This is a genomic window from Agarivorans aestuarii (assembly GCF_019670125.1).
In the GTDB taxonomy this organism is placed as follows: domain Bacteria; phylum Pseudomonadota; class Gammaproteobacteria; order Enterobacterales; family Celerinatantimonadaceae; genus Agarivorans; species Agarivorans aestuarii.
In genome coordinates, this window is record NZ_AP023033.1 from 3,767,185 (window position 1) to 3,785,004 (window position 17,820).

A 17,820-nucleotide genomic window follows, 5' to 3' on the forward strand; every position below is an offset into this window, starting at 1 on the left:
TTTAAGGAATAAACAAAAAGTTTTTGGTTAAATGCCCTTGATATAGAAATTTTAACCCATACTTGATATAATTCTTCGTTTGCGCTTGCAGCGCTTACGTTTATGGTTTTGCTAGCTTAATCTACTTCGGATGACATCTATGGAACAAACCCCACAGTCTCAACTCAAACTCCTTCTCGCAAAAGGTAAAGAGCAAGGCTACTTAACTTATGCAGAGGTAAACGACCATTTACCTGCTGATATCGTAGATTCCGATCAAGTTGAAGATATCATTCAAATGATCAACGACATGGGTATTCAGGTACATGAAAATGCACCCGATGCCGATGACTTATTGTTGGCCGAAAATACTACCGACGAAGACGCCGCCGAAGCGGCAGCCCAAGCACTTGCTACGGTAGAGTCAGAATTAGGCCGCACCACCGACCCAGTACGTATGTACATACGTGAAATGGGTACCGTTGAACTACTTACCCGCGAAGGCGAAATCGACATTGCCAAGCGCATTGAAGAAGGTATTAACGAAGTTCAACGCAGTGTTTCTGAGTATCCAGAAACCATTTCTATCTTGCTTGAAATGTACGACCAGTACCAAGCAGAAGAACTAAAAATTAGCGATATTGTAAACAGCTTCATCGACGAAGACGAAGTAGCCGAAGCCGCACCAACAGCGACTCACATCGGCTCAGAGCTTGAAGAAAAAGATCTTGAAGACGAAGACGAAGATGAAGACGAGGAAGAAGAAGACACTGGCCTTGATCCAGAGCTAGTAAAAGAGCGCTTCGACACCCTACGTGATCAATACGAAAAAACTCACGCTGCGATTGAAAAGCACGGCCGTATGTCTGCCCGTGCAACCAAAGAGATTTTTGAACTAAGCGAAATTTTCCATACTTTCCGCCTAGTACCAAAACTGTTCGACAAGCTAGTAGCCAGCATGCGTACCATGATGGAACGTGTGCGTACTCAAGAGCGTCTAATTCTTAAGTTGTGCGTAGAGCAAGGCAAAATGCCCAAACAAGCATTTGTAAAAGCCTTCTCTAAAGACGAAACCAGTGAAGAATGGTTTAACGAGCACAAAACCTCTGCTAAAGACTACGCACCTGCGTTAATGGCCGTAGACGAAGAAGTTCGCCGTTGTATCTTCAAGCTGAAAAGTGTTGAAGAAGAAACTGGCCTAACCATTAACAACATTAAAGACATCAACCGTCGCATGAGCATTGGTGAAGCAAAAGCTCGCCGCGCCAAGAAAGAAATGGTTGAAGCTAACTTACGTTTGGTAATTTCTATTGCGAAGAAATACACCAACCGTGGTTTGCAGTTCTTAGACCTTATCCAAGAAGGTAACATTGGCCTAATGAAGGCCGTAGATAAGTTTGAATACCGTCGTGGTTACAAATTCTCTACTTACGCGACTTGGTGGATCCGTCAGGCAATTACTCGTTCTATTGCAGACCAGGCGCGTACTATTCGTATTCCTGTGCACATGATCGAAACCATTAACAAGCTAAACCGTATTAGCCGCCAAATGCTTCAGGAAATGGGTCGTGAGCCTACTCCAGAAGAACTGGCAGAGCGCATGTTAATGCCAGAAGACAAGATCCGTAAGGTGCTTAAAATTGCCAAAGAGCCAATCTCCATGGAAACACCAATTGGTGATGATGAAGATTCGCACTTAGGTGACTTTATTGAGGATACTACCCTGTCGATGCCAGTAGATGCAGCAACAGGCGAAAACCTCAAGTTTGCCACGCAAGAAGTACTAGCCGGCCTAACCCCGCGTGAAGCCAAAGTACTACGCATGCGTTTTGGTATTGGTATGAACACCGACCATACACTTGAAGAAGTAGGCAAACAGTTTGACGTAACCCGTGAGCGTATTCGTCAAATTGAAGCAAAAGCACTGCGTAAGCTTCGTCACCCTTCTCGTTCTGAGCAGCTACGTAGCTTCTTAGACGAATAGGTGAGCTAAACGGCGAATAAATAAGCGCTTAGTTTCAAACGCATAGACAAGGCTGATATGATTTTTTATAATCCAGCCTCGTTGTTTGAGCTAAGCTCGCAACACCCAATTTGGCCCTTTAGCTCAGCTGGTTAGAGCACACGACTCATAATCGTTAGGTCCACAGTTCAAGTCTGTGAAGGGCCACCATATACAAAGGCGTAGAAGGTTAGTAACCACTACGCCTTTTCTATTTCCGCTCTCTGTGTAGCAAATATGTAGCAGATTTTTGTGACATAACGCTTTTTAAAGCTAGTTTAAACCCAATTACTCTTGATTTTGTATTTCTGTTCGCCACTAGCATTCACAACCCAATCACAAAACTAGCTCAACGCTCACTGCATCAATTCTTGGGGTTAATTGTTGTTATTAGATTTGAAAGCTAATGCGATAGTTCAGAGTGAGGCTGAGAGGCGATTATCTAAAGATGCTTACTTTAGTAGACTCAATGGGCTACATTGCATGTCTGAGTTTTCGATATTCCTTAAACAATACAGGTAAAAGACTAGCTCTCGTATGTAAGCTTTTAGCCTGACGCTCTTTCTTTTTAGTTTCACTAAAAAAATAATCCGTACAATTTTTTAGTCCAGCGTCTTCAAAGTAATCGGCGGAGTTATATTCAGGAATAGACAAAAAAGCTCCACTGTTTTTCTCGTATGCAACAAGCTTAACTTGAAAAGACTCCAACATATGCTTTAAATCGTCGTCGAATGTCATAAAAATAGGGATGAAATAGTCAGTTCCCCCCCCTAAACCGGAAGACATTAGGCGCTCCATTAATCTAGGTGTGATCATGTCCCATGCAATGTTATCGAGCTTCTTTAAAAGTTTCCTTTTGTTTCCGCCTTTTTGTATTTTTTTTAATATCGGCAGGGACTTGGAGTCACAAAAATACTCATGTGCCAATATTGCTTCTCGCTCCATATAAATTCCCACTTTATTATGCATAAAGTCGAAAAATTCGAGCATTTTATTTCTACCATTTTTGTTAGATGAGAAATTTATCCGTAACATTCCGATCAGACTCAACAAAACAACTCTTTGAAAATCAGCAAACTGCGATAAGTAACTTCTTCCTTCACTTGTCATATATAGGCCAAATGTAGCATCAATGGCACGCCGAGCACATTGTCTATAAGTAAGGAGAAAGTTAGGTCTTAAAGTTTTACGATATTCCTTGCTATCAATACTTGAAAAGTAATGTAAGCTAACGAGGTTTTTCCTGAAGTTAATATTTAGGCTCATCCAAAATTCTAGCTTACTATTTGCAGAAAAATTGGCTGACGGAAGAATATTTTTAATATTTTCAATCATATAGAAAAGAAAATCAAAATTAAGACCATCACGCAGAAGATCATCAATGATAGGCAACAACTTTGAACCAACAGTACCTAATGGCTTACCTCTAACAAGACTATCGATATAAGAACAGATATTTGAATCCATCATTACTGAGTGATCAATTGGAAATACATTGGTTCCTTTTATGAACATATTTTTAACCATTTCATCATCGATGAAATATAACTTATCTGACTTAAAGTAAGGGACTAAATAATTATCTGACTTCGTTGTGTATTTTTTAACACTTTGAGGCAGTACATTGCGGTCGTAGTCATCCAGCCGAATTACGCTACTCAAATTTGGGTATTGCCCTTTAAGATTCGCCCATGCCTTTCGAACATCATCAGGCTTATCTGCAATAGACAATCCCCTAATGCACATAGAAACGTCAGAATTATTAAAAATGTTCAATATATGTTCTCTATAACTCTAGCTGCTTGTTAAACTCATGATGTAAGTTAAATAATCAATAAGTTACTTTTACCCTCATGAACAATGTAGCGACCTTTAACCACGATAAGTCTCATAGCAGTTAATAATGTACTTTCCAATATAAGTCTTAAGCACTCACTTATGTTGGCTACCGCTAAAGGGTTAGTAATCGATTAGCCCACATTTCAAGATTATAAAGGAACTTCTCAAGTCCGATATCATGTGCTACCTAATTTGAGACAATAAAACACCTGAAATTACCACCATGACGTCATTATTGAAGATAAAATAAGTATTACAGATATTTAATCAAAGCACCCAAAGAAAAAATACAAATACTAGGAGACATTATTGGGGAGAGTTAACCGCCCGAAGGCGGCTTAGGGAAAGTTAAACCAGCTGAAAGTCTTCTACGTTATTAACATTCGAAAAATCAGCAAAATCATAGATTTTCTGCTTATCACCGAACTGTAAAACATTAACACGAAGCTCCCTCATTCCATTTACGACAGTTTCAAAAGCTAGTGAACAATCTGCCCCTAGTTTTTCAGGCTTCTCAACCGTAAAGAGAAAGTTATCTTCAACTATAGAGTTAGCATTGAGTAAGTGCTTAACACGTGAAACCCATTTATCACCATGCTCAACCATTTCCAATGGTGTTTTTTGATTGAACGCGAGAGGTTTGATAGCTTTTAATACCTTATGTTGAGAGCCAACCAAAGGCAATTTAAACCGACCATAAGGAACATCTAAACGCTGCTCTTTATACTGAAAGTTTAAACGATTAAAGAGTTCTACTTTTAATGTTCGAGCCATTTGAGCTTCCCTATACTCTTTCGTATTTTTGAAACTACGACCAATTAGTTTGGAAAATAATTGCTCAACAACCAAACTAGGCTCTTCTTCGGTGAAAAGAGTTTTAGTTTCTCCAAAGGTCATAACGCCTTCTCTAACTCTAGTAACTTCATCCATAAAACTAGCTAGCTCTCGTCCATGGAAGCTTTGAGAAAACTCCTGAACTCGATTTAGTTCATGCTCAAAATTATGTAAACTTGCGTTGTATAGCTTGTGATCAAATTCATCAAAGAACTGCGCCACACGCTTAAAGTTTTTTTCCGCTAACTTATAGCCAACGAAACCAATATCCGGCGCATGAACTAGTACACCAACATTGGCGAACTCGCGAGTTTCAACAAATGGCATAAAACGTAATACTGCATAACGTATTATATGTCTCATCTTATGTCCTCCCAAAAGTCTGCGTGTTCGTATCTATGCAATACTAGCGTGATCTCTTCTTCAATTCTATCTAATGGGTACAATTCTAACCATTCTTGAGGTAGTTGATCGACCACCGCAGGTAGCTTATCTAGAGCTCGTCGACACTTATCTCGGTACTGCACATTATCAATTAATTGTAGTCCACCCCAGGCATCTCTTCCGACGTGACTAAAAATGTGTTCATCAATACTAAAATCTACATCAAATGCTAAGTTGTGGTCGATAACTATAGGCTCACCTGTTTTTTGATGAATAAAAAAATTGGGGTTTCCCCCTAGTTCAGTTAAGCAGCGGTCGCCGTTTTTTATCCAGTAATCAAAAAAATAAAGGTCCCTCAGTATTTGAGGCTCTAATTGAGCTAATTGGTAATATTTTATGTCCTGTATATGTTGCTGATAGGAAGAAGCAAATCCATACTCGCATTCAGTATCAATAATTGAATATCTAGCAAAATTTTCATCAATATAAGCCAATCGGAATTTAGGAATTGGTAAGCCGAATTCAATTCCAAGCTCTGCAGCGATACACTCCTTAATTAACCCTTTATATGTCGCAGAAGTCCCCTTTAAAATATATTGGTTACCGTCTTCGGCTTCACAAAGGTAAGGTTGAGTTCTACCTTGCTCCATAGTTTTAATTACATGAATGATTTCAATTTCTTCCATCAATAGCATTCCACTTACGAATCAACTAGCATACTCGATATACAGTACCAGAATGACCAATCCATAGCAGCCTTCTATAAACAGCTTCGCTATATTAGTGATCTTTAGCTAGTTATTTGACGTAAGCACAAAAAATTTAAGCTCTATCGCGTACACTTATTTACAGAACTCCAAGTAAAGCCGAAGAGCTAGAGCCTCTAAGCACCTGCCATTCAAAGTGACGGGTGACTATTTCCAAGCCTTGGTAAAGTACCCCTTTAAGCCGTTTCACAAATACATCGCCATAAGCGTTGGTTTTGCATTCGCCCGTTTCGCTATCTATGGTTTGCTGGTAGTACACCCTTAATGGCCTGTTGGCTAACTTGCACCAGACACCGCCCATGACCTTGTTAAACTCTTTCCAGTTGGCAGTATCAGCGGCTTTAAAGGCTTGCTGGATAGTTTCATCAAACTGGCAAACCTTCTTTAGTCTGCGTAGCTCTCGCCAAACGGTAACTGATGCCCCGCCCACTTGTTGAAACTGTCTTATGCGCCAACAAGCCGCCCACGCGTTAACCCTAGCGGCTGCCTCTATTGGCTCTTCACCATGTATGCCACTCTCTAATGATTTACCGTTAATGTTCTTAGAGACATATTTAGCTAAGTAGCCTGCTGCGCTGCCTTTGTTTGGGTCTATTTCTAACGCTTTAAAGCGGTGTAAGTCTGCGCCTTTTTCATCACCATCCACTTCAAAGGCATAGTGGCGGTAAATCTCTAACATGCGTTGCTTTTGTTCGGGGGCAATAAACACCAGTAAGTGCCAATGCGGTGTCCCGTCATGATGGGGTTCAACCACTCTTATGCCATAGGGTTTGATATTGTCTCTATCGAGTTGGGCGCGGATTTTGGCGTAGATATCGCGTAAGTATTGTTGACCATCTTTAGGCAGCGAACCATCCCACTTGGAATTACGGTGGCCGGTAGTACCATAACTAGAGTGATACTTAGACGGGCATGTGAGTGTTAAGAACAAACCAACATGCTTATGCTCTTCGGCTAACTCTTGAAAGCCCCTCGCCCTTACCATTAATTCTTGCCTTCGAATTTCGGGATTAGATACGTTTAAGTCTGACAGCTCTTTTAGGCTGTAGCGCTGCCCTGCATCGTTTATCACAAACGAGCTAGACATAAGTTTGTCTTGATAGGCCAGCTGCGCTGTTCGGCGGTTAAGGATGATGTTACTGCAATAGATTTGTTTCTTTTTGTTCACTAGCCCTAAGTGCTGCGCGGTAGCTTCAATATTTTGATTAAGCTTTTGGCGTAACTTTCTTAGCCACCAGCCTTTATCTTTAGCGCGAGCAATAGCGCCTTGATAGGCATGTAGCTGGGTAATAGGGGTATATACATCACCTTGTAATAAGGTAAGCGGAATAGGCGGCTCAAGGCCTTTACCTCGTATGTAATCGGCTATGTCTTCATAGGCAGATTTAGGTGAGCTACTTAAGCGTGTAAGCCTCGTGCAATTGTCGGCCTTTTCAGCGGCTTTTTTTCTTAAATCTTCTTCACATAAATCTAGGTTTAACGTAATCGGCTTAGCGCCAATGGCTTTGGCTACATTATCGCGAGTAGTGCGGATGCCAATATTGGCATCTCGCTTGGTCGGCGCAGCATGATACTGCGCCATAAGTGGCTTTCTAAACTCTTTAGGGAAGCCCGATAGAATACCTGCTACATACGCCTTATCATCTTGCTCAGGTGCGGGCATTGAATATCTCCCAGCCTTTGGTGCTTATGCGATATTGCAGCCAAAGCACACCATATTCGCGAAACCGTGAGCCATAGATAAGACCCAAGGCTTTTAAACGGTTAAAGGTTCGAGTATCAAAGCGTTTGCTCAACTCACCTTGCACCAACATTCCATCTTCATTGCCTTCAGGTGTGACGTAAAATTCAATGCGTATACCGTTGGCAAAATCGCCCAGCATTCTTAAGGCTTCGTTGGTTATTAGTTTAGACATGAGCCACACCTCCCAACTGCCCTAAATGCTCAAGGCGTTGAAAGCTGCAAAGCCATGCGTCTAAGTCTTCGCGTAAATAGCGAACTGCTCGGCCAATTTTAATGAAAGGGGGGGCAGGGGTGTGGTTGTCACGATTACCGCTCATACGCGCTTGGCGTAAGTAAGAGCGACTCATGCCAATATAGATAGCGGTTTCTTGTTCGGTTAGTACCCGTTTATCGGTGTTGCGTGTAGTGTGTTCCATACTATGTACCTCGATTAATTAACTTCGAGGTACATTGAAACTCTCACTTTTCTCACGTGAGACTAACCGTGAGAAAAATGATTAATATTTTTTTCTTAGTGCAGACATTTTGTTATCAAAACTACGCCTAGTTAGCTGTCGTTCATTCTCTGAGGCATCAGACCAAACTAAGAACTTATCACCGATCTCTTGAATAAATTCATTTTGGTCAAAGCTAAAAAGCTCTTCATTCACATCTGCTTTTAATAAGGCCCATAACTTAGTAGAACTTTTTCCTGAGTGCGCTTCAAAAAGTCGGGTCAATACCTCATCAATTGCATAAACACGCTGCTTGTCTTCTTCAGACTTAACATCAGTTAACAGTTCTGCAGGACCAAAGATCTCTGCCTCTAACTTAGCTAATGAAGATAAGCTAATGCCAAGGTCTTTGTACTCAAATTCGAAAGGGTGCTCTTTCAATACATGCTCTGGCGTATGCTCCGCTTTCTCTCTTAAGCTGTCACTTACAAAGGGCTCGGTTTCAAAACCTGCTGGAGCGTTTTTTTCAAGCATGTTCTGAATCATATCCAAACCCTTAACCCAGTCATGTGTTTCTGATAAAACCTGCTCAAAAAAGGGGAAAATGTGAATAACGGGATGCTCGGTTAACTCTCGGGGGTATCCCCATTCGCGATAAAGCTCATTTGGAAAACTTGCGGTATATGGAATAGGAGCTGATAGTAACTCTGCCCCAGTAATATCAATGGCTCGTCCGAAACGTAATCGGACTTTTTTCTCGTCAACAATCGTTACTGCATGCTCAGCAGGAATACCCACCCAACCACGGTAATTGTAGGTTCCTAAACCTCGAAACCCTTCTTCGAAAAACACACCTAAAATTGATTTAGTTTTTCCGATAAAACAAGCCCATTCAAGCTCAGCTAAATTAGCACTTCGGACAACTTCCGTTTCCGTTAACTTGGAATGATTACCAACTTCAGATAACGATATAAACTTTTCCAAAACAACTCCCTTTATTCATCCACTATTTACATTACAGATAGGGGAAACATGCCACTTTACCTATTGCGTAATTCGTTTATACCCTCGCATCTTCACCAAGTTTTTCACCTTTCTTGATTCGACCAGCCAAAAATACTCCGCCACATATATTGGTAATACACAGAACATTGCCAAAGTCGAATTGGCCTCGATTAAGCTAACTAGAGGCCCTAAAAACAAAAGAATAAGATAGAAGCCTATGGCCCCCCAGAAGAGAAGAAAATAGGTGTGCGCTTTCATCATTTGAAACATAACGGCATCATCATTGAATCTAATTTCCAAAATGCCTTTAAGCCTATTAAGCCTTCGCTTACGAAAAACGCCCTTTATACCAGTTGGAACATCCCTGACGAGAAAATTTGAGAGTTTCTTAACAAATGAGTCTATATAAGGAGCTAACTTAGGAACGATGTAAGCCAATATGGCGCTACCCAATAAACCAATTACAACATTCTTATCCATTATACGAACTCCCTGCCTTTCTTCAGAACAACTAAACCACAACTTCGCTGTTTACTTAAGACTCAATTAGATACACTAACAGCATGAAAATAAAGAACAAGCATCAAGCTAGTTGATATTCATCAAGATTATCACTTGGCAATTTTGTATAACGTTAATCACGGTTCAGAAAAGCGGTAGCCAAAATGGAAACAGGCGTATTAAAAAAATGGGATGATGCCAAAGGATTTGGCTTTATCTCGGTAACTGGAAAACCCAACGATGTGTTTATCCACATTTCATCTTTAAAATTAATGCCCAGAAAACCACAAGTTGGCGATACCATTTTATTTCAGATCGAGCACCAGCCGAATGGAAAAACCAAAGCCTACAATTGCAGTATTCAAGGGCTAACGCCTATAAGCTTTGCGAAGTCTTATAGCCATTCACCTCAAAGAGAAAGAGTTAGCCAAAAAAGGCCAAGTGTATTGGCTAAATTGATTCCAGTTCTTACGGTTATAGGTGCTGTTTTTCTGTATCAAACTTTTGCGCCTCAATACTTGAATACTGAGAGCGCATCACATATCCCCAATATAGAAAGTTCTGCATTGGATAGTTCTTCAAGCTTTTCTACCAGCAGCAACTTTAGCTGTGAAGGAAAAACGCATTGCAGCCAAATGGTTTCATGTGAAGAAGCCAAGTTTTACTTAGCAAACTGCCCTAATACTAAAATGGACGGTGATAGGGATGGTGTTCCATGCGAGCGGCAGCACTGTACCTCAAATTGGTAACATTGCAGTGAGATCCAGTCTTCGAGTTCATAAAGATTAAGTATGAAAAAGCTAGTTTAACCAGAGCTTAAGTATTTCTAAGTTTTGCTTCTTGTTATTTGAACTCACTCAGATAACCCATTAGGAGAGCAATCATTGAATTGCTGAAGCTCTGAAACTCCTTCCCCTAGAACGTCAGGGCTATGGGATAACAGAGAAGAAATTTGTCTAATTCCATTTCCCTCAGCCCCTACTAAGTTTTGATATCCAAGTATACGTGGCGTAAGAATCGTACTGTCTTTATTAATATCAGCTTTTATAGAGGCCATTGATTGAATTGCGTTTTGTATAGTGGTGCCATCAATCTTAGATATGAACAAAAGACTTGAACGAATGCTCTCACCATTGATACCTAATGTTTGTACAGACATATTTCCTGAGATAGAACCTGCCTCAGCGGCTATAGAAAGAGCTGACAAACTACCTAGGTCTACCTGCCCTTTCAGTACATTAATATTTGCCGTCAACCTAACCCCAATACCTACATATATAGGGATATTAAATTGAGTCGGAGTAACTACATATTTAGACAAGGAGTCTGTTTCTTTAGGGTGAATAATTTCGGTGAAACCTTCGCCAGTCCAACTTAGTTTAGTTCCGCAATTATAGTCTGTGTGGGTTAGATTATCATTAGGGTATTCTTCAATAAAAATGTTCTTCGTTTCCTTTTCCTTAGCAACAACAACCAGCAATGTCCATATTTCGCCTGCATCCACTAAGTGAGCATGACCAATTCTCCGCTGATAAGGATAGCAACGATTACGCGTATAGGTGGTTTCAGGAACATCAATAATCCATTTACCATAAAAGCCCACAGCCCCGGTCACAGAGTTCAAATAATCAATAACAATTTGGTAAGAGTTTCCTTCTAACCCGATGCCCATCCCTACTGGTGCAATATTAGCATTTACACCTAATTTGTAATTCGTTTGCCGAGTGGATATTCGAATCGAATTATCAGGCAATAAAGCAAGAAACTGCTCATTACAACTTTTAGCTTGTAAGCCTTTACCACTAGCTGCATCATCACATTTAAATGAGTAATCTATAGGCAACGGTTCCAGAGGGACGTAACTGTAACTATTTATAGCTTCCGCTTGCGTATGAGGCATTTGTTGATTTTGTAAAGACTTGTTAAATGCTGTGCAAGAAATGAGAAAAAAAGTAACCGCCATTAACAAAGGTGTTCTACTCATGATGCTGCGCTCTGTCCGTTAAGCTCTATAAAGTTATAGCTCAATATAAGATAGTTTAAGTACGCATATGAGGTTTAAATGACCGAGATCAATATGACTTGCGGCATTCCTTATTTGTGCATCATTTCATTACAATCAAAGCAAATTAACTGCCGCCGCTTTATGCTCTGGCGCTAAATGAGCATAGCGTAATGTCATGTTCATATCGGCATGACCTAGCAATTCTCGAACAGTGTTTAAATCGACACTTTTCATCACTAACTTACTGGCAAAATGGTGGAGTAAATCGTGAAAGGTAAAATCTTCTAGCTCGGCTAATCTAACCACCTAAGCTCAGCTTTTTTATGTCAAAAAACCACATCTCCAACTCTGGACACGGTTCGTTCTATATTTCTAAAGGTCACTCCAAGCCACTAGCCAAAGCAAACGACTCCGAATCTAGTTACTAAGCGCTTTCACAATTAAAGATTTGGTTTCTTCTAACTCGTTAGAAAGATTTCCCATTGGATAGCCTTCTTTAGCCATTTCCTCGACTTCGAGAACATTCTTATCGAAGTAATTTATTGCAGCTGTATATTCCACATACCTAAAATCTTTTTCTAAAGCCTCATCAATTGGATAAGCGGCTTCTAACTCTTCTAAAGATGCATCCTTGTAAACAACCACTTTAATAGGGTATTCGCGAGGTCTTGAGTCACCATGCGATTGCCACTGAAACCACTCCACACCCAATAAATGGCCACTCATAGAAGGTGGTCCAAAAGCCTTGTAAGGTAAAACGACAGTCTTATCTTCTATAGATGACTGGGTGCATCCCAAAGTGAGGAATACGCTAGCAATGAGAATGAGCAAGATTTGTTTCATGTGAGTCCTTATGAAGCGCATTTTAACTTGGCTAAGTTGAGCTTTGTTGCAGTATCCTGAGGCACAAAGATAGCACTAGACAACCAAGGGTAGTTTCTTAATGCTGTTTTCTCGTACAACCCTTTCCCTATAGCATCCCAGTGAACCTCATACACAAAACCTTCGACAAACAGCCATGTATGCATGCCACCCCTAGATAAGCCGAAACCAAATGGTATCTTTGCTAGCTCTTTGTAATCAATATCATTAAGTTTTGTTTTGCCCAAATAAGGGTATAAAGCCTGAAAGTTAGGATTATCCTCTTTAGTTGGGTTGTAATTAACTACCCTGTGCTTGAGTGGAACATTATCCGTACTATAGATACATTGCTTTCTGGCAACTACGCTGGCATAGGTATGTTCTTGGTCTCCGTCTGAAGGATGAATGCTATCAGGAGACACATAGATACCTGCCCAATTTTTTTGCGTCACTAAACGCTTAGCGAGAATTGTACCTCTGAAATCTGAACGAGAAGTCTCCCTTCCCATTGTCCAGACATCTTTTGCCATCTGGCCATTCCCCATTTCCTTATACGCATGAGACAAAACATTCAGTACATATGTAATACAGTCAGTAGACTCGTATTTTTCATATTTTTTAGGGTCACTTTGTTTAAGCACCGAGCCCACTTCGTGAGAATGGTTTTCGTAGAGTTTTATGGTTTTGGCTTTAGCGATACCAGAAAAAGAAGTCACTGAAGTTCCTTGAGAGACTTAAAATTACCGCTATTATTTCATTGGTCAATAACAATTTAAAGAGAAATGATAAATTAATTATTAAGTTACACGTATTCACTAAATCTAAAGCAGATTAACCGCTGCTGCTTTGTGCTCTGGCGCCAAATGCGCATAACGCAATGTCATATTCATATCAGCATGGCCTAGTAGTTCGCGAACTGTGTTTAAATCGACGCTTTTCATCACTAGCTTACTGGCGAAGTGGTGGCGTAAATCGTGAAAGTTAAAATCTTCTAACTCGGCCAACTCAACCACCTTAGCCCACCCCTTTTTAATATCGGTTAGCGCTTTGCCCTCTTCACCCTCAAATACATAAAGCTTACTGGTAGTTTGTTTGCGCCAATCTTGAATGACTTGCTGCACCGTTGGGTTTAAAGGAATGTGGCGGGTTTTACCAGATTTTGCGGCTTCACCACGGATGGTTAGGCTGGGAATGTTTAAATCTATGTCTGTCCACTTTAACCCTAAGATCTCGCCTCTACGCATTCCTGTATTCATAGCGATTAGCACTATCGGTTCGATATGGTCAGCAAACCGGCAGTTATCTAAGCTTGGTAGTAGCTCGTAGCCGCGTTGCTCTCTAAAGGCATTACCACTATTGCGTTTTGCTTTAATGGTTTTATCTCGCTGGCGCAAGGCTCCTAGCAACAGGACTTCTTCATCATCATTTAGATAACGCACCCTAGAGTTATCCAATTTGTAGGCTTTTACTTTGCTTAACTCGTGAGACTCAATTATCCCCCAATCAACTGCTCTACTTAATGCACCTTTTAAGGTGTTCACGTTGTAGTTAATGGTCGCCATTGAAGCGCCCTGTTTCTTGCGCTCTGAACGCCACTTCTCTACATCCCATGCGCTAATATCAACTAACTGCTTATCAGCAAAGCTGGCAAAGTTCTTTAGCAATACATTCTTAATTTGGTTTGCAGTACGAGTATTGTTGGTAACCAGCCAAGGGTGATATTTGTTTTCTACATAGGTTGCAAAACGGGTGAACTTTTCAGCAGCTATTTTGCGTTTCAGCGCTTGTTTTTCCAGTTGCACATCTCTGCCAGCAGATACCTCCCCCACTTTTTGTTTGGCTAAATCACGAGCTTGAACAGGGCTAATGTGCCCTGCTTTGCCCAGTAAATAATTAACTTGTTTACCGTTAATTCGGTAATAAAGGTAGTAGTTTATTGCCCCAGAGGACGAAATCCGCGCATGAAAGCCCTTTATTTCGGTGTCATTTATGCGTTTATCGGCAGGAGACAGAGCCTTAAGCGTTGATGTACCTATCTTTCCTGTAATAGCCAAGTGCAAATCCTGTGTAGCAAATATGTAGCAGATTGGCAGTATAACAGTGTTTTTCAATATTATTCAGTGAACAAACAATAACAATATAAACCATTGATAAATAAATACAAAATGACACTTTAATGTTCATTTTCGTACACTGCGATATACCCTAAAATACCCCCAAATCGGACTCATAATCGTTAGGTCCACAGTTCAAGTCTGTGAAGGGCCACCATATACAAAGGCGTAGAAGGTTAATACCTACTACGCCTTTTTTATTGCTATTCCATTGCGCAATCAACTCGGTCCTGAATGTTGTTCATACCCCCTTTGCACCAGTCCTTGAGGTATCGGTGACAAACTTGGCAAACTTCCAAAGGTAAAAAATATCAGATACCGCCCCTTCAGCCTGGTCCATTTATTTCTTATCAATAAGCTCCATCTATAATCGCAGTGCAGCCGTCACTTTCTGTTGCTCATTACACAAATAACTCACCCGATAATAAGATGCCTCAAAGCCTGCTAGCGAAATAATCTGATTAGCCGGAATAACCTCTCCAGCAGTATTGGTGATCTCTTGAGCGAAGCTGACTGAATTAGCCACTTTTAAATTAGCAATAACCGGTTCAGGCAAGCCGTGGCTTAAATCCACCGCTAAAGCCTTACCATCGAGGTACAAAGTTTTATGTTGAGCGCTTAAAATGTTGTGATCGACCCTTACTCCACCCTCGGCAGCACAACTAAGTTTAAATATGCCGTAATGCTTAACTAAGCCAACTAAACCATGAATGTTCGATTTAAGCACTCCCGCACTAGTGAACAGTTCTTTATAGGTGATTTGCGCATTGTTACTAATGGTTTCGTTGGGTTGGTTTTTAACCTTAAAGCTGTTGTAGGCAAACAAGCTAGGAGACACAAGCATTGAGAACAAGCCCAGCCAAATAATCGATTTCAAAACCCACTCCTTGTGATGACCAATTTGTTGCATGTTGCTTCCCTAGTTGACAATGCTTAGTTCAGGCTATCAACCACTGAGCCTTGCTTTACTTAACGCAGCACATCCTTGTGCTTTATCTGACGCTCTTTACACTTTAAAGCCCAATACCAGCTCATTTTGCTGATGGGCTAATTCGTCGAGCTTATTACTCACTTTGGCTACAAGCTTCATTGAGTGAGTATTAGAATCGGCAACATTATTAATGTCCTCCAAACTACGAGCAATCATATTGGCGGTAGTCGTTTGCTCTTCAGCGGCATGAGCTATTTGATAGCTCATTTGGCTAATTTCGGCGATGCTAGTTTGAATATCATTCATGGCTTTATTGGCTTGCTCTGAATGCTCCACACTGTTTTGCATTTCACTCACACAGCGTTGAATCACCGCGTTAGCATCTTCAGATTTATCTTGTAGACCTTGGATCATTTCTTCAATTTCACTGGTTGCGTCTGTAGTGCGCTTTGCCAGTACTCGCACTTCGTCGGCCACTACCGAGAACCCGCGCCCTTGCTCACCTGCTCTGGCGGCTTCAATAGCAGCATTTAACGCTAGTAAGTTGGTTTGCATCGCTATTTGCTGAATCACGTCGAGAATAGAACCAATATCTACACTCATTTGTTGCACAGCCGACACCGCGTCTACTGACTCATTAAGTTGACCAGATAGGGTGTTGATAGTGTCGGTATTGTTGCTCATTACTAAGCTACCGGTGCGCACTGCCGACTCTACATCGCCCACCTTTTGCATCGAGCTTCTCGCACTGGCCTCTACATCTTTAACTGAGTGCTCCATTTCGGTCATGGCAGTCGCAACAGTGGCAGTTTGATGGCGTTGCTCGCCAAGGCGAACACTTGATTCAGACATAGCAGACTGATTTTGCGCAGACACCTCGGCCAAGTTAGTAGACGTAACCCCAAGCTTTTGCAAAATACTCTGCAAGTGGCTCGCTAAGGTATTAATGTGCGCGCCCAATTGTTCAAATTCGATAAAGCTATGATTGTCCACGCGCTGGCGCATATCACCAGCGGTAAGCGCTTCTAAAGTTTGCAGCATGCTGGCTAGTGGTTTGCGCACGTTACGTGACAAGATCCACGCCAAAAATAGTAAGAAGGCACTCACCACTCCACCAATAACAAAAGCGTGTTGGTAACTGTCGCGGTAAATAGTTTCGGCGCTATCTATGGCGCTATCTTTTAGTACGTTAGCCGCTTGTCTAAACTCGCCTAAAATGGCTAGCGCGCTATCCACTTCTTCGGCCAGTACTGCAATGTTTTGATACAGCAAGTTGCGTGATTTCACTGAGCGGTGATGTAAATCTAATACCCCACCCTTTTTGCCAACGTCTTGAATAAACTGCTTAGTTGCTTGATCAAAATGCTGGCTAAGTTCGGGCAGCTGGGTGGCCAAACCTTGGTAAGAAAAGTTAAGCCTAGTAACACTTCGCTTGTTATTTTTGATTGCCTCAGCAATGGCTTTAACATCATCGCTAGCCAAGGCATCTGAAGTAATAGTTTCGGTTTGTTTTAGTTTTTCAAAATAACTTTTAGCCATTAGTTTTACGGCGAGATCATCTTGGCTATTTACAAATTCGCTCATGCCTAGGCGCAATTCGGTTTGTAGTTTTTGAAAACGGCGAGCGGTTACCCTGCGCTCGCTTTGAGCAGAAAGCTGGTTACGGTAGTTAACCATAGCCAGTTTAGATTCGGCAAAATAGCGTTGCTCTAGTTCTTCTAATGCAAACAGTTGCTCAGTAAGTGAAGAATCTTTAGGCGTAGCTTGCTTAAGCTTTGCTAATGCAGCTAAAAAGGCTTGATGGTCTTGCTCGAATTTGTCGGCAAACTCCTGCTGTTTAGCATTGTTTTCTGTGGTCAAAAAATCTTTAAAGGTTTTATCGGCAATTAGCAAATTTACGCTGGTGAGGTTGGAATAGGTGACTAAAGGAAGGGCATCGGAGTTAACCATCAGCAGTTGCTGGTGAACCCGGCTGGTGCCATTTAGCATTAAAACCACAGTAACAATAAATAGCGACACCATTACTGCAAAGCCTAGGTACATACGTCTTACCAAAGAGGTATTGCGGGCTTTTTTATTTGAGAACAATCTAATCATACATCACCAAGAGTTTACTATATTGACAATATCCATAACAACGACATAACTAATTACCAGTAATATGAATACTCCTATCAAGACCATGATCTGACTCCTAAGTTGGCAAGTCGCTAAAAAAAGGGCGAAACAAAAACGCGACTAAACACAGTCCTACACAAACCAGTGTTAGTGGCTATTTAGGCAAGCAAGCTCTTGTTCAGCTCTCTAATGCTCACTACCTAATTAACCGCGTAGTTGCCTCGCCTACCCCAATAAAAAGGTAAAGAACGAAAGGAAACGTTATGAACTAGCTAGAGCCTCTAGTTAAGTAGAGGCTCTAA

17 protein-coding genes and 1 tRNA gene are annotated in these 17,820 nt (G+C 41.1%); 3 read left to right on the forward strand and 15 right to left on the reverse strand.

All coding sequences use genetic code 11. The features are described from left to right. Positions 1–139 precede the first annotated feature (139 nt). Together rpoD and K5609_RS17490 are read left to right on the forward strand one after the other, a co-directional pair. A complete protein-coding gene (rpoD, locus tag K5609_RS17485) occupies positions 140–1,963 on the forward strand; it encodes an RNA polymerase sigma factor RpoD (protein WP_221074754.1) in 1,824 nt (607 codons plus the stop codon). Positions 1,964–2,075: 112 nt separating this feature from the next. After that, positions 2,076–2,152, forward strand: a tRNA-Ile gene (locus K5609_RS17490). Between the two features lie 303 nt (positions 2,153–2,455). Here the strand turns inward: K5609_RS17490 and K5609_RS17495 are convergent. The 8 genes from K5609_RS17495 to K5609_RS17530 form a co-directional block, all read right to left on the reverse strand. Then, on the reverse strand, positions 2,456–3,712 hold the full coding sequence (locus tag K5609_RS17495; RefSeq protein WP_221074755.1) for a hypothetical protein: 1,257 nt from the start codon (positions 3,710–3,712) through the stop codon (positions 2,456–2,458). Positions 3,713–4,168: 456 nt separating this feature from the next. Then, on the reverse strand, positions 4,169–5,017 hold the full coding sequence (locus tag K5609_RS17500) for a DUF3037 domain-containing protein (RefSeq protein WP_221074756.1): 849 nt from the start codon (positions 5,015–5,017) through the stop codon (positions 4,169–4,171). Beyond that, positions 5,014–5,724, reverse strand: coding sequence for a HipA family kinase (locus tag K5609_RS17505; protein ID WP_221074757.1), 711 nt, complete (start codon positions 5,722–5,724; stop codon positions 5,014–5,016). The genes K5609_RS17500 and K5609_RS17505 overlap by 4 nt, the downstream gene beginning before the upstream one ends. A gap of 160 nt (positions 5,725–5,884) precedes the next feature. Continuing rightward, on the reverse strand, positions 5,885–7,468 hold the full coding sequence (locus K5609_RS17510) for a replication endonuclease (protein WP_221074758.1): 1,584 nt from the start codon (positions 7,466–7,468) through the stop codon (positions 5,885–5,887). Continuing rightward, a complete protein-coding gene (locus K5609_RS17515) occupies positions 7,455–7,721 on the reverse strand; it encodes a hypothetical protein (RefSeq protein WP_221074759.1) in 267 nt (88 codons plus the stop codon). The genes K5609_RS17510 and K5609_RS17515 overlap by 14 nt, the downstream gene beginning before the upstream one ends. After that, the gene (locus K5609_RS17520; protein ID WP_221074760.1) at positions 7,714–7,965 is read right to left on the reverse strand and encodes a helix-turn-helix transcriptional regulator; all 252 of its coding nucleotides are present in this window, start codon (positions 7,963–7,965) and stop codon (positions 7,714–7,716) included. Before K5609_RS17520 ends, K5609_RS17515 begins: the two co-directional genes overlap by 8 nt. Positions 7,966–8,046: 81 nt before the next feature. After that, positions 8,047–8,967 carry a hypothetical protein gene (locus K5609_RS17525; protein WP_221074761.1) on the reverse strand — a complete coding sequence of 307 codons (921 nt, stop codon included), beginning with the start codon at positions 8,965–8,967 and terminating at the stop codon, positions 8,047–8,049. 60 nt (positions 8,968–9,027) lie between these two features. Further along, positions 9,028–9,468 carry a hypothetical protein gene (locus K5609_RS17530; protein WP_221074762.1) on the reverse strand — a complete coding sequence of 147 codons (441 nt, stop codon included), beginning with the start codon at positions 9,466–9,468 and terminating at the stop codon, positions 9,028–9,030. A gap of 185 nt (positions 9,469–9,653) precedes the next feature. Here K5609_RS17530 and K5609_RS17535 point away from each other — a divergent pair, with 185 nt between their 5' ends. After that, positions 9,654–10,238, forward strand: coding sequence for an excalibur calcium-binding domain-containing protein (locus K5609_RS17535; RefSeq protein ID WP_221074763.1), 585 nt, complete (start codon positions 9,654–9,656; stop codon positions 10,236–10,238). Positions 10,239–10,342: 104 nt separating this feature from the next. Here the strand turns inward: K5609_RS17535 and K5609_RS17540 are convergent, their stop codons facing one another. The 7 genes from K5609_RS17540 to K5609_RS17570 form a co-directional block, all read right to left on the reverse strand. Then, positions 10,343–11,473, reverse strand: a complete 1,131-nt coding sequence (locus K5609_RS17540; protein WP_221074764.1) for a hypothetical protein — start codon at positions 11,471–11,473, stop codon at positions 10,343–10,345. Positions 11,474–11,608: 135 nt separating this feature from the next. After that, the gene (locus tag K5609_RS17545) at positions 11,609–11,800 is read right to left on the reverse strand and encodes a tyrosine-type recombinase/integrase (protein WP_246611885.1); all 192 of its coding nucleotides are present in this window, start codon (positions 11,798–11,800) and stop codon (positions 11,609–11,611) included. Positions 11,801–11,911: 111 nt separating this feature from the next. Further along, the gene (locus K5609_RS17550) at positions 11,912–12,337 is read right to left on the reverse strand and encodes a hypothetical protein (protein ID WP_221074765.1); all 426 of its coding nucleotides are present in this window, start codon (positions 12,335–12,337) and stop codon (positions 11,912–11,914) included. Positions 12,338–12,345: 8 nt separating this feature from the next. Next, positions 12,346–13,071: a hypothetical protein gene (locus K5609_RS17555; RefSeq protein ID WP_221074766.1), complete on the reverse strand. Its 726-nt coding sequence runs from the start codon at positions 13,069–13,071 to the stop codon at positions 12,346–12,348. A gap of 105 nt (positions 13,072–13,176) precedes the next feature. Continuing rightward, a complete protein-coding gene (locus K5609_RS17560; RefSeq protein WP_221074767.1) occupies positions 13,177–14,409 on the reverse strand; it encodes a site-specific integrase in 1,233 nt (410 codons plus the stop codon). Between the two features lie 424 nt (positions 14,410–14,833). Next, positions 14,834–15,346 carry a hypothetical protein gene (locus tag K5609_RS17565; protein WP_221074768.1) on the reverse strand — a complete coding sequence of 171 codons (513 nt, stop codon included), beginning with the start codon at positions 15,344–15,346 and terminating at the stop codon, positions 14,834–14,836. Between the two features lie 129 nt (positions 15,347–15,475). Beyond that, positions 15,476–17,497, reverse strand: a complete 2,022-nt coding sequence (locus tag K5609_RS17570; RefSeq protein ID WP_221074769.1) for a methyl-accepting chemotaxis protein — start codon at positions 17,495–17,497, stop codon at positions 15,476–15,478. Positions 17,498–17,820 lie beyond the last annotated feature (323 nt).